This is a genomic window from Chitinophaga sp. (assembly GCF_035761305.1).
GTDB lineage: Bacteria > Bacteroidota > Bacteroidia > Chitinophagales > Chitinophagaceae > Chitinophaga.
Genome location: NZ_DASTRI010000120.1, coordinates 24,896 through 37,155, shown reverse-complemented (window position 1 = coordinate 37,155; position 12,260 = coordinate 24,896). Strand labels below are relative to the sequence as shown.

General features: G+C 48.6%; 11 protein-coding genes. All 11 read right to left on the bottom strand.

The window, feature by feature from the left end; all coding sequences use genetic code 11:
• Positions 1-15: 15 nt before the first annotated feature.
• Complete coding sequence (gene nuoH, locus VFS25_RS10400; RefSeq protein WP_326462072.1) at positions 16-1,050, bottom strand: NADH-quinone oxidoreductase subunit NuoH; 1,035 nt, start codon at positions 1,048-1,050, stop codon at positions 16-18.
• Between the two features lie 89 nt (positions 1,051-1,139).
• Positions 1,140-2,240, bottom strand: a complete 1,101-nt coding sequence (locus tag VFS25_RS10395; RefSeq protein ID WP_326462071.1) for a 2Fe-2S iron-sulfur cluster-binding protein — start codon at positions 2,238-2,240, stop codon at positions 1,140-1,142.
• Positions 2,241-2,264: 24 nt separating this feature from the next.
• Positions 2,265-3,626: an NADH-quinone oxidoreductase subunit NuoF gene (gene nuoF, locus VFS25_RS10390; RefSeq protein WP_326462070.1), complete on the bottom strand. Its 1,362-nt coding sequence runs from the start codon at positions 3,624-3,626 to the stop codon at positions 2,265-2,267.
• 32 nt (positions 3,627-3,658) lie between these two features.
• Positions 3,659-4,144, bottom strand: a complete 486-nt coding sequence (locus VFS25_RS10385) for an NAD(P)H-dependent oxidoreductase subunit E (protein ID WP_326462069.1) — start codon at positions 4,142-4,144, stop codon at positions 3,659-3,661.
• Positions 4,145-4,277: 133 nt separating this feature from the next.
• The gene (locus VFS25_RS10380; RefSeq protein WP_326462068.1) at positions 4,278-5,495 is read right to left on the bottom strand and encodes an NADH-quinone oxidoreductase subunit D; all 1,218 of its coding nucleotides are present in this window, start codon (positions 5,493-5,495) and stop codon (positions 4,278-4,280) included.
• Positions 5,496-5,602: 107 nt separating this feature from the next.
• Positions 5,603-6,106 (bottom strand): NADH-quinone oxidoreductase subunit C, encoded by a 504-nt coding sequence (locus VFS25_RS10375; RefSeq protein ID WP_326462067.1) that lies wholly within the window; start codon positions 6,104-6,106, stop codon positions 5,603-5,605.
• Positions 6,107-6,137: 31 nt separating this feature from the next.
• Positions 6,138-6,701 (bottom strand): NADH-quinone oxidoreductase subunit B, encoded by a 564-nt coding sequence (locus tag VFS25_RS10370; protein WP_326462066.1) that lies wholly within the window; start codon positions 6,699-6,701, stop codon positions 6,138-6,140.
• Between the two features lie 84 nt (positions 6,702-6,785).
• Positions 6,786-7,157 carry an NADH-quinone oxidoreductase subunit A gene (locus tag VFS25_RS10365; protein WP_326462065.1) on the bottom strand — a complete coding sequence of 124 codons (372 nt, stop codon included), beginning with the start codon at positions 7,155-7,157 and terminating at the stop codon, positions 6,786-6,788.
• A gap of 279 nt (positions 7,158-7,436) precedes the next feature.
• Positions 7,437-9,173: a tetratricopeptide repeat protein gene (locus VFS25_RS10360; protein ID WP_326462064.1), complete on the bottom strand. Its 1,737-nt coding sequence runs from the start codon at positions 9,171-9,173 to the stop codon at positions 7,437-7,439.
• A 158-nt stretch (positions 9,174-9,331) separates the two neighbouring features.
• Positions 9,332-11,050 carry a tetratricopeptide repeat protein gene (locus VFS25_RS10355; protein ID WP_326462063.1) on the bottom strand — a complete coding sequence of 573 codons (1,719 nt, stop codon included), beginning with the start codon at positions 11,048-11,050 and terminating at the stop codon, positions 9,332-9,334.
• Positions 11,051-11,087: 37 nt separating this feature from the next.
• Positions 11,088-12,002: a substrate-binding domain-containing protein gene (locus VFS25_RS10350; RefSeq protein ID WP_326462062.1), complete on the bottom strand. Its 915-nt coding sequence runs from the start codon at positions 12,000-12,002 to the stop codon at positions 11,088-11,090.
• Positions 12,003-12,260: the final 258 nt, after the last annotated feature.

Genomic DNA, 12,260 nt, shown 5'->3' with positions numbered 1-12,260 from the left:
TCAAGTTAGTTTTTATCATCCCTGTTGAAACAAAATCCACGCGCCGGTGATCAGCATATTCACTAATGCAATCGGGATCATCATGTTCCATCCCAGGCGCATCAGCTGATCATAGCGGAACCTTGGAATGGTCCACCGTACCCACATAAAGAAGAACAGGAATACTAGTATTTTGATGAACAAAGCTACAAAACCGAGAATGGTGATTAAATTGGGAGCCAGGCCCAGGCTGTCCATACCCGGGAAGCTGTAACCGCCGAAATACAGGCTGGCCATCAGCGCTGAGCTGATGAACATGTTAATGTATTCTGCAAACAGGTAAAAGCCCAGCTTCATGGAAGAGTATTCCAGGTGGTAACCGCCGTTCAGCTCATTTTCCGCTTCGGGGAGGTCGAACGGGGTGCGGTTACATTCTGCAAAAGCGCATACCAGGAAAATCAAAAAGCCCAGTGGCTGGTAAATAACGTTCCAGTAGCTGTGGCGCTGCTGCTCCACAATATCTTTCAGGCTCAGGGAGCCGGTATGCATCAGCAACGCTATTAAAGCCAGGCCCATGGCCAGCTCGTAGGAGATGATCTGCGAAGCGGCGCGTACAGAGGCCAGCAGGGAGTATTTGTTATTGGATGCCCAGCCGCCTAACATAATGCCGTATACGCCCAGGCTCACTACGCCAAAAATGTACAGGATGCCGATGTTAACGTCTGCAATCTGCAGCGAGATTTGCCTGCCTGCAACGGTAAGCGTATCGCCCCAGGGAATAACCGCGCTGGTCATACAAGCTACCAGCATGGCTAGTGACGGCCCCAGGATAAACAGGAAACGGCTGGAGTTGGTGGGAATGATCTCTTCTTTAAAAAAGAGCTTACCTCCATCTGCCAGCGGCTGCAGCAGTCCCATAAAACCTGCACGGTTAGGCCCGCGCCGGTCCTGTATAATGGCGGCTACCTTTCTTTCTCCCCAGGTTGAATACATGGCCACTATCAGCGAAAGCGCCAGCACTCCTGAAATAAGCACTATTTTCTCCAGTATAAAGAACCAATCTATGTTCATCAATTACAAATTGTCAATTACGAATTACGCATGAAGGCGTGGGCTGATTACGCTTTGAGCCTTTAACCGTTGCTTTTTGCTTTCTGCTTTTAGCTTTCCGTTTTCTGCCCTTTGTTAAAATCATCCGAGTGCGCCGGTCCGTCTATTTGAGATAGGTGTATCTCCGGGCGGTTCACGTTACTTACACTGTGAATGTCCATGAGCAGGCGTGGCTGCCGGCCATCCAGCACATCGGTAAGAGTATCTTTCGGTTTTACAGTACCTACATAATGGCTCTGGGATATTACGCTGTGACGGTCAATCCGGCGCGGCCCTTCAATGGTCCAGGCGCTGGCCTCCTTGGTGTGGAAGCGGCAGGTATCGCAAATAAATTCCTCTACTTCACCGTATTTATCCTTACGGGCAGTTACACGGAATATTTCATCGCCCCGCATCCACAGCACGGTTTTACCGCAGCACTTATCGCAGTTGCGGTGCGCATCCATGGGTTTCAGGAACCATACGCGGTTCTTGAAGCGGAAAGTTTTATCTGTTAACGCGCCTACCGGGCATACGTCAATTACGTTGCCTATGAAATCGTTGTCCAGCGCCTTGTGTATGTAGGTGCTTATTTCTGCATGCTCGCCCCTGCCCAGAATACCGTGCTCACGGCGGTTGGTAAGCTGGTCGGCGGTGTATACGCAACGGTAGCAAAGTATGCAGCGCGTCATGTGCAGCTTAATGTTATCGCCAATATCTATCTGGTCAAATGTTCTGCGTTTGAACTCATAGCGGGTGCCATCGGCGCCATGCTCATAGCCCAGGTCCTGCAGGTGGCACTCCCCTGCCTGGTCGCAGATGGGGCAGTCCAGCGGGTGGTTCAGCAGCAGGAACTCCACCACGCCTTTGCGGGCTTCCTGTACTTCGGGAGAAGTAATGTTGGCCACTTCCATACCATCCATTACATTGGTGCGGCAGCTGGCTACCAGCTTGGGCATGGGACGGGGATCGGCCTCAGATCCTTTGGTTACCTTTACCAGGCAGGTACGGCATTTACCGCCGCTGCCCTGTAACTTGGAATAATAACACATTGCCGGCGGCACTATATCTCCTCCTATCTTACGGGCAGCATTCAGGATGGTGGTACCCGGCTCCACTTCCACGGAGATATTATCAATCTTAACCTTAAATAGTTTCTTTTCTTCAGCCATGTTTATATGTTTAAAGCTGTGGCATTACACTGCTGCAGCTGCAACAGGTAAGGGATCGGCGTAATGGGCAATACCAAAATTACGTTGCTGGGCGGCATTCGGGTTCTTCACGTGCCATTCAAACTCATCACGGAAGTGACGGATGGCAGCCGCAACCGGCCACGCAGCCGCATCGCCCAGCGGGCATATGGTGTTGCCTTCTATTTTACGTTGTATATCCCACAGCAGGTCTATATCACTCATCTTACCTTTACCATACTCAATGTTATGCAGCACGCGTTTCATCCAGCCGGTGCCTTCGCGGCAGGGGCTGCATTGTCCGCAGCTTTCGTGATGGTAAAAGCGGGCCAGCGTTAAGGTATTGCGTACCACGCACTGGTCCTCATCAAATACTATAAAACCGCCGGACCCCATCATGGAGCCGGAGGCAAAACCGCCATCGTTCAGGCTTTCGTACGTCATCATACGGGCTTCGCCTTTGGCTGTTTTCAGCAGCAGGTTAGCGGGCAGAATGGGTACGGAAGAACCGCCGGGGATGCAGGCTTTCAGGCGCTTGCCTTTGGGAATGCCCCCGCAGTATTCATCGGAATAAATAAACTCCTCAACGGAGATGGTCATATCAATTTCATACACACCCGGCTTCTTAATGTTGCCGCAGGCGGAGATCAGCTTGGTGCCGGTAGATTTGCCGATACCTATTTTTGCATATTCTTCCCCGCCTATATTAATGATGGGTACTACCGCTGCTAATGTTTCCACGTTGTTCACCACAGTAGGGCATTGCCACAAACCTTTTACCGCTGGGAACGGCGGTTTGATGCGCGGGTTACCGCGTTTGCCTTCCAGCGACTCTATAAGCGCGGTTTCCTCACCGCAAATGTAAGCGCCGGCGCCGCGCTGCACGTATATTTCTAGGTCAAAGCCGGTGCCCTGTATATTCTTGCCCAGCCAGCCGTTCAGCTTTGCTTCTGCAATAGCCTGCTCCAGGATGTCCGGGATCCAGGCATATTCACCGCGTATATAAATGTACGTGCGGTTAGAGCCCAGCGCAAAGCTGGATATAAGCAGCCCCTCTATTAACAGGTGGGGCAAAAATTCCATCAGGTAACGGTCTTTAAAAGTTCCCGGTTCAGACTCGTCTGCATTACATACCAGGTAACGGGGCACGCCTTCCGGTTTGGCCAGGAAGCTCCATTTTAAGCCGGTAGGGAAACCCGCGCCACCACGGCCGCGCAGGCCGCTCTTTTTCACCTCTTCCACCACCTGCTCAGGGCTCATGGTCTTTAACACTTTCCCCGCTGCTTCATAACCGCCATTTTTCCGGTAGGTATCGTAATACCGGATGCCCTCTATATGTGCTTTGTCTAAAAGTAATTTGCGTCCCATTGTCTAATTATATTATCCGCCTTACTTGTTCGTTAGTTTGCTTTTGACCTGCATTCTTCAATAATGGCATCTACCTTTTCGGGGGTCAGGTGCTCCCGGAAGTGTTTGCCCAGCTGCATCATAGGCGCATAGCCGCAGGCGCCCAGGCATTCCACTGTTTTCAGTGTAAAAAGGCCGTCGGGCGTGGTTTCGCCTACATCAATCTTCAGCTTTTGCTTAATGTATTCAATGATCTGGTCAGAGCCGTTAAGCATACAGGGACCGGTTTGGCATACCTCAAACACGTATTTGCCTACCGGTTTCAGGTTAAACATGCTGTAAAAGGTGGCCACCTCATAAACTTCAATGGGCGTTAGCTGCAGCAGGGAAGCAACGTAATCCATTGTTTCCACGCTCAGCCAGCCGCCAAACTCCTCCTGCGCCAGGTGCAGCAGCGGTATCAGCGCACTTTTCTGCTTCCCTTCCGGGTAGCGTGCAATGATCTCTTTTACTTTAACCAGTTTATCTTCTGAAAACATATTCTTAAAATGTAAAATCGTAAATGTAAAATGCTAAATGTAAAAGTCCTATGATGCTTATCATGCATGCTGTAAAATGGTTTGATCACTTTTACATTTTACATTCAGCATTTTACATTTAACATTCTTTTTCCTAAGCATCCAGCTCCCCTGCTATGAGGTTCAGGCTACTCAGGCAAATGATCGCATCGCTCAGCATAGCGCCTTTTACCAGCTCCGGGTAGGCCTGGTAATAAATAAAGCACGGCCGCCGGAAATGCAGGCGGTACGGGCTGCGGCCTCCATCGCTGATAAGATAAAATCCCAGCTCGCCGTTAGCGCCTTCTACAGCGTTGTACACCTCACCGGGTAAAATATCCGACTCGCCCATTATGATCTTGAAGTGATAGATCAGGGCTTCCATTTTCGTATATACATCCTTTTTATCCGGCAGGTAATAAGCCGGTACATCGGCATGGTATACATCGTCCGGCAGGTCTTTGAGCTTATCCATTGCCTGCTGTATAATGCCGAGGCTTTGCCACATTTCGGCGTTGCGCACCAGGAAACGGTCGTAACAGTCGCCGGTGGTGCCTACGGGTATGGTAAAATCAAAATCTTCATAAGAGCTGTAAGGATGCGCCACCCTTACATCATAATCTACCCCGGCGGCCCGTAAGTTGGGCCCGGTGAAGCCATAGCTCATAGCCCTTTCCGCGCTGATAGGCCCAACACCCGATGTTCTTTCCACGAAAATGCGGTTACGGGTCATCAGGGTTTCAAACTCCTTCAGGGCTTTGGGATATTCTTTCAGGAATTTTTCTATTTTCTGGAAAGCGGCAGGGGTAAAGTTTCTTTCAAAACCGCCTACGCGGCCTATGTTGGTAGTTAAGCGGGAGCCGCATACTTCTTCATAGATCTCGTAAGCCAGCTCGCGGTACTCCATCAGGTACAGGAAGCCGGTAAAAGCGCCGGTATCAACCCCTACTACCCCGTTACAGATCAGGTGATCAGTAATACGGGCCAGCTCCATAATAATCACACGCAGGTAATCGACCCGCTTGGGCGTTTTAATACCCAGCAGCTTTTCTACTGTAAGGTGCCAGCCCATGTTATTGATGGGGGAAGAACAGTAGTTCAGCCGGTCTGTTAAGGGCGTGATCTGGTAATAGGGACGGCGTTCCGCTATTTTCTCGAAAGCACGGTGTATATACCCTACGGTAGATTCTGCGCTTACCACCCGCTCACCGTCTATTTCCAGGATATTCTGGAACACTCCATGCGTAGCCGGGTGCGTAGGACCCAGGTTCAGCGTTGTGGTGAGCTTTTCTACACCTCCTTGCGGCAGGTTTATATGTTGATGCTCGGACATAATTCAATGAATAATTAATAATGAATAATTAATAACGAATAACGGATATGGCGTACTAAACTGCAATGTTGCTCATACTTAATTATTCATTATTAATTGTTAATTATTTAGCGGCCAAACATCTCGTCATCCTTATCAATGCGGGTCTGGTCTTCCAGCGGAAACTCCTTACGCAGCGGGAAATAGGTCATTTCATCCACGTTCAGAATACGTTTCAGGTTCGGGTGGCCTATAAACTCCACCCCGAAGAAATCGTAGGTTTCCCTTTCCATCCAGTTGGCGGATTCAAACAGTTTGGTAGCTGTAAATACCTTGGGGGCTGCAACAGGAACAAATACCTTAAAACGCAGCCGTACTTTTTCGCGGAAGTTATAAAGGTGGTACACTACTGCCAGTTCCGCATCTACCTGGTGAGGATAGTGCACCGCGGTAAGGTCTGTTAAAAAACGGAATTGCAGCTCCTCTTCATCATACAGGAACTGCATTACTTTCAGGTTGAGGGCGGCAGGTGCTGTAAAGGACAGTATGCCAAAAGATTCTTCAAAACTTGTTAAGGCCTCTCCAAACTTTTCAACCAATCTTTGCTTTATATAGTCGTTTGTCAAAGACATCCGATTCAGGTTTACGATTTACGATTTTTAATTACTGGATGCCATATTCATTCATCAGTTCCTGGTAGCGTTGTGAGTGACGGCGGCGCATGCTTTCCTGGCCTACCAGGTCCTGGATGCGCATAAAGCCATCCAGGATAGCCTCCGGCCGGGGCGGACAACCCGGTACATACACATCTACCGGTATTACCTGGTCAATACCCTGTAATACGGAGTAGGTATCAAACACACCGCCGCTGCATGCACAGGCCCCTACGGCTATTACCCACCGGGGTTCGGCCATTTGCAGGTACACCTGGCGTAATACAGGCCCCATTTTTTTGGCAATGGTGCCCATTACCATCAGCAGGTCGCACTGGCGGGGCGTAAATGCCATACGTTCAGAACCAAACCGCGCCAGGTCATAGTGTGCGGCTGCCGTAGCCATAAACTCAATACCGCAGCAGGATGTGGCAAACGGAAGCGGCCATATGGAATTTTTGCGTGCCAGGCCAATAACCTTATCAAAAGAGGTAGCAAAAAACCCCTCACCGGAATACCCTTTGGGTATTTCCACCATCTTCACTTTTGTATTATGCGAAACCGGACGTGCCATATACGAGCCCTCCTAAAGATTTTTAATACGTTTACAATTTGTTTGCTACGCTGCTATTTCTTATCGGTCTTTTTGCTTTACCAATCAATCTTCCCACTTCAGGGCGCCTTTTTTAACAATGTAAAAGAACCCGCCCATAAAGAACGCTACAAACATCAGCATAGCAAGAAATCCTTCCCATCCCAGCTCCCTGAAATTAACGGCATAGGGATAGAAGAATATTACCTCCACATCAAACAATACAAACAAAATGGCAGTCAGGAAATATTTAATAGCAACGGGTTGCCGCGCATTCCCGATCTGTTCAATTCCACTTTCAAAGTTAATGAGTTTGTCTTTGGTTTTCCTTTTAGGACCGAGGAAGTGCGTAGCCACCATAGTGATACCTACAAAGCCCAGGGCAGCCAACAGCTGCAGAACAATAGGAAAATAGCTGAAAGGAGTAGTTGCTGACAAGAATTCAATGTCTAAAAACATAAGCTTCCCAATAAAACGTTCTCGCGAATGTGCAAAAATACTGCAACAAACGGCAAAATACAAATCTATGAATGTCTAAAATATTATCTTTTTTTACCAATCGGAAACAGGAAAACCCCGTCGGTACACGGTGGCTACACTTAATGTAGTGGTACTGAATGCGCGCTAACCAGGTTTTAACGGCTAAAAATAAAGTGAGCCGCCCTTTTTGCGGGCGGCTCACATCGTTAACCATTCATTGCGAATGAATTATATCTTTTACCGCCCGGATTTTCCGGCCTGTGTCCTGGTTTTATTGGCGTTAGACATATTTTCCTTGATCTGTTTGGCAGCCTGGCTGTTGGGGTCCAGCTCCAGCAGCTTGGCCATATACTTGTCTATATTCGGCTTATCTTCCTTGTTGTAATAATATACCAATATATAGGTGTAGGCTTTTATAAGACCTACCTTGTTTTTTTCCGCATCTGACTCAGCCATGGAAATATACTTCTGGTAATAAGGAACCGCCAGCCCCTTTTTGGCTTCGGCATCCTTTACGGCATTTACCGATCCCTGCCAGTAGTAACCGGTGGTAATGTCCGGGAATTTCTCCGACAACGCGGCAAAGGCGCTATCGGCCCGGTTCAGCAGTACCGTATCAGCTGGCGTGGTAGCGCCGGCGGCCCGGAAATAGTTTTGCCCTACATTATAATAGTCCAGCGCGCTGGGTGTTTGTTTGAGCTGGGTTTTCAGGTCTATCATTTTTTTATACCAGTCGGCGGCTTTGTCATAAACACCGGCATTAATATAGGCCTTGGCTACTTCCTCATAGCGGTCCACATCTTTGGTGGTATCTGCTTCGGCATATTTTTCCAGGTAATTGATCGACTGTTTGTCAATGGCAGCCTGCTGGGTAGAGTCCGGCGCCTTAATACGGCTGTAAATAGCGCTGAGCAGCTTATAGTCGTTCATTTCCAACGCGCTGTCGGGTACGCTTTTTACATATTCATCCATGGTTTGCTTGGCTGTCATGGAGTCGCCCTTTTGCAGGTACGCATCTGCTATCAGGCGGGTAAACTTGGCTTTATAGGCGTCTTTGGCCTGGGGCAGCATGCTTTTGGCCTTGCTGATGGCGGCATCGTAATTCTTATTATAGAAAGAGATGGCGGCCAGGTTATATTCATTTTCCATTTTACCAGCCCCGGTGCCTACCACATCTATATACTTTTGCAGGTATTTGGCGGCATTTTCCAGGGAAAGCTGGTTTTTGGTGGGAGTAATATAAAACTGGTACAGCTCATAATATGCGGGACCATAATTAGGGTCCATGCTGGCGGCTTTGGTCCAGTCGTTTACTGCTTCCTGCAGCAGCTTGGCATTATAGTTTACAATTCCCTGCTTGGTGACTGCTTCTGCCCGGTTTGGCTCCAGTTCCAGGGCCTTGTCGTAGGCGCTGATAGCTTTACCGCCGTTTTCACCGCCCAGGGCGCGGTACGCATCGCCCAGCTCAATATAGTCGGCGGCAGTGGGGGTATACATTTCCTTTTTCCTACGCCCCTCATTATTCAGCAGCTTTTCCATTACAGCCAGTGCGTAGCCGCGGTCGCCGCCTTTAATTTCCGTATTGGCGTCGGCAATGGCCCGGGCCACATCGCCGTTACGGCCTTCTGTGGCGGTGCTGGCTGCCTCAAATTTTTGTTTGGCGGCGGCAGCATTGCCATTTATGAGGTCTAAACGCCCCATACCCACCTGTAGCAGGGGTGAATTGGGAACGGCCTGCAGCCCTTTCTGAAAGTCGGCTGCAGCAGCGGCCTTGTCTTCCATTTCCAGGTCGGCAATTCCCAGGTAATAATAGGCGCGTTCGTCCGGCTTGGAAGCTATTACCTTATTAAAGGTTTGTTTGGCAGATTCGTATTTGTTATAGTACAAATCCTTAAGCCCGTCTTCTACGGATTGGGCCATTAAGCTGTTTGCTGCACCTGACAACAGTGCTATAATAACGAGTTGTTTTATCATACCGTCTGATTTTGTGGAAATAACCAGTAATCTACTTATCCTCTACGTTTACTGTAATTTAACAAAAATCGGGCTGAAGTGGAACTATTAAAAAGTTAAAAAGGGGAGCGCTTTTGGCAAGCGCTCCCCTTTTCAGGCAGTAATGATTTTATGGCTGCTTATTTCTTGTTCTGTGTAGCAGGTTGGGCTTTTGTACTGGCTTTTGCCGTACTTGCCATATTTTCCTGGATCTGCTTGGCGGCCTGGTCATTCGGGTTCAATGCCAGCACTTTATCCATCCAGGTTTTCAGGTTCTCCTTGTCTTCCTTATTATAGTAATAGATCATCATGTACTGATAAGGGTACATCAGGAGGTTGCTTTTCATTTTAGACTCGCCGCCTACTTCAAAGAATTTCTGGAAATACGGTACGGCAGTGCCTTCCTTGGCTTCCCGGTCGTTCAGCATGTTGGCCCGTCCTCTCCAGTATAGCCCCAGGGCTTCCTGGTTCGGGTATTTGGCTACAAAAGCGCCAAAGGTTGAGTCGGCGTCGGCCGGTTTATTTGCATAAATTTCCATGGTGCCTTTCCAGAAGTAATCCTGGATTTTGCCGGGGTTCTGCTCATCGGTAAAGTCGGTGGCCAGCTTGCCATACCATTGGGCGGAACGGGCATAGTCACGCAGGGATTTAAATTTCTCTGCTACTTCACGGTAGTGGTCCACATCTTTAGTGGTGTCCAGCGTTGCATATTTTTCCAGGTATACAGAGGCCAGCGAGTCGGTGATGGCAGCCTGTGCGCTGTCCTGTATTTTTACGCGGCCGTAGATTTCGCTTAACAGCTTATAGTCGTTGGCTTCCAGCTTGCTGTCGCCTACAGCTTTCACATATTCATCCATGGTTTGCTTAGCGGTCATGGAGTCGCCTTTCTGCAGGTAAGCATCTGCTACCAGGCGGGTGAACTTGGCCTTTTCTTCAGGCTCAGTAACGGTAGGCATCACGCTTTTAGCTTTAGTGATGGCGGCTTCATAATCTTTCTTGTAGAAAGAGATTGCGGCCAGGTAGTATTCGTTCTTCAGCTTATCAGCAGGATCGCCTACTTCCATATACTTCTGCAGGTAGGTAGCTGCGTTATCCCAGGAGAGCTGGTTCTTTTTAGGAGTGATGTAGAACTCGAACAGCTCAAAGTATGCAGGTGCATATTTAGGATCAACGTTGGTGGCTTTTGTCCAGTCGTTCACCGCTTCCTGCAGCAGCTTGGCGTTGTAGTTTACCAAACCCTGTTTCATGATCGCTTCTGCATTGTTGGGGTCCAGCTCCAGCGCTTTATCATAGGTGGAAATGGCTTTACCGCCGTTTTCACCACCCAGCGCGCGATAGGCATCGCCCATTTCAATATAGTCGGCTACGGTAGCGGTATATTGTTCTTTTCTTCTACGGCCTTCGTTGTTCAGCAGCTTTTCCATTATGGTCAGCGCATAACCGCGGTCGCCGCCTTTAACAGAAGTGTTGGCGTCTGCAATAGCACGGGCAACATCGCCGTTACGGCCTTCTGTTGCGGTGCTGGCTGCTTCAAATTTTTGCTTGGCAGCTGCGGTGTTGCCGTTCATCAGGTCTATACGGCCCATACCTACCTGTAACAGGGGAGAGTTGGGCACAGCCTGCAGGCCTTTCTGGAAAACGGCTGCCGCACTGTCTTTATGCTCCAGGCTCAGTTGTGCAATACCTTCATAGTAGTATGCTCTTTCGTCTGGTTTGGCTGCGTTTACTTTTTCAAATGTTCCGATGGCAGATCTGTATTTGCCATAGTAAATGTCTTTTAATCCATCTTCTACAGATTGAGCCATAACGCCATTCGCGACGCACAGCAATGCTACAATTAAGCTTTTCCGTCTGTTCATGAGCAATCTGGTTTTAGTTGTGTTGTGTTTTTTTAACTTATTGAATATTGGCTTCCCTGAATACTGCATTGATTCTGGCCGGGAATAATCTGAATCTTTTGATCACCAACTGGCCTTCATAACTGCCGAGGAAGGTTGCAAATCCCGTGCCCAGGCCCCTGTAAGGCTCTCTGAGCACAAAGAAGCAGCCACGCTTCAGCTGATAGGAACCAGTAGCAATATATGCCTGGTAAGGCTTCACAAATTCCGACCCGTAATCGGCCCGCACCTTTACCACTGTTACCTTGTTGGTAAATTCGATTGAGGTGGAGTCATTGGGATCAGATATCCAGTTCACACCGATCACGCCAATGGCGGCTTTGTTTCTGGCAACGTAGTCTACCACCTCCGGGTTGGTTTTAGCCGCCATGGTATTGGGCGGCAGCGGCTTTCCCTTGTTGAGGGAATCGCGTATATACCTTACCGTGCTGGAGTTTGGATTATCAAAAACAATCTGCCATTTGCGCTCTTTATCTGTGCCGTCCATGATGTTACGCACCTGGTCCATTGTTAAAATGGAGTCGGGGTTTTCACGGTTGGTAACCAATGCCAGCGCATCCCAGGCCAGCAGCATACTTCTCGGAGAAATCTTGATCTGTTTGAAGTAAGCGTTTTCCTGGGCGTTCAGCTCGCGCGTTGCAATGATCAAACGCGCACTATCATTTAAAAGATCTTTAAAACATTCTGCTTCCGGTTTGTAATCCGCTATTATATGCGTATTCGGATACAGGGAATGGAACACTTTCAGCTCCGCCTCTATTAACGGCTCATAGGTTTCATCCACACTGATATGAATGGTGCCTGATGTTGGCGTATCTGTTGGCCGGTTACTGTTTCCGGTATTGCACGCAGACAGGCAAGCCGCTAACACTGCCAGCCAAGCCGTCTTATGCTTTATTACTTTCAAAAACATAATATAGCTCCTCCGGTTAGTTTTCTTCTGTTCGTTTATTAAAAAATAAGTGTTTTACACCCCTGTATACACGAAATAACCCATACGCCACCAGTACTGCACCAAAAATGTTCATAACCGTGGGAGATAACTGAAAGTCACCCCAGCCCAGCTTTTCAGCAAAAAAGGCGAATAATCCAAAGAGCAGAAAAAATATACCTCTCAACAATTCCCCCAATGGGCGGTAAGCTACTTGTATCCGCCTTCGACTTGATCTTT

Excerpts from the sequence above, each read along its gene's own strand:
- VFS25_RS10370 (WP_326462066.1), bottom strand. The coding sequence starts at position 6,701 with ATGGCACGTCCGGTTTCGCATAATACAAAAGTGAAGATGGTGGAAATA.
- VFS25_RS10375 (WP_326462067.1), bottom strand. The coding sequence starts at position 6,106 with ATGTCTTTGACAAACGACTATATAAAGCAAAGATTGGTTGAAAAGTTT.
- VFS25_RS10360 (WP_326462064.1), bottom strand. The coding sequence starts at position 9,173 with ATGATAAAACAACTCGTTATTATAGCACTGTTGTCAGGTGCAGCAAAC.
- VFS25_RS10395 (WP_326462071.1), bottom strand. The coding sequence starts at position 2,240 with ATGGCTGAAGAAAAGAAACTATTTAAGGTTAAGATTGATAATATCTCC.
- nuoH (WP_326462072.1), bottom strand. The coding sequence starts at position 1,050 with ATGAACATAGATTGGTTCTTTATACTGGAGAAAATAGTGCTTATTTCA.
- VFS25_RS10355 (WP_326462063.1), bottom strand. The coding sequence starts at position 11,050 with ATGAACAGACGGAAAAGCTTAATTGTAGCATTGCTGTGCGTCGCGAAT.
- VFS25_RS10350 (WP_326462062.1), bottom strand. The coding sequence starts at position 12,002 with ATGTTTTTGAAAGTAATAAAGCATAAGACGGCTTGGCTGGCAGTGTTA.
- VFS25_RS10380 (WP_326462068.1), bottom strand. The coding sequence starts at position 5,495 with ATGTCCGAGCATCAACATATAAACCTGCCGCAAGGAGGTGTAGAAAAG.
- VFS25_RS10385 (WP_326462069.1), bottom strand. The coding sequence starts at position 4,144 with ATGTTTTCAGAAGATAAACTGGTTAAAGTAAAAGAGATCATTGCACGC.
- nuoF (WP_326462070.1), bottom strand. The coding sequence starts at position 3,626 with ATGGGACGCAAATTACTTTTAGACAAAGCACATATAGAGGGCATCCGG.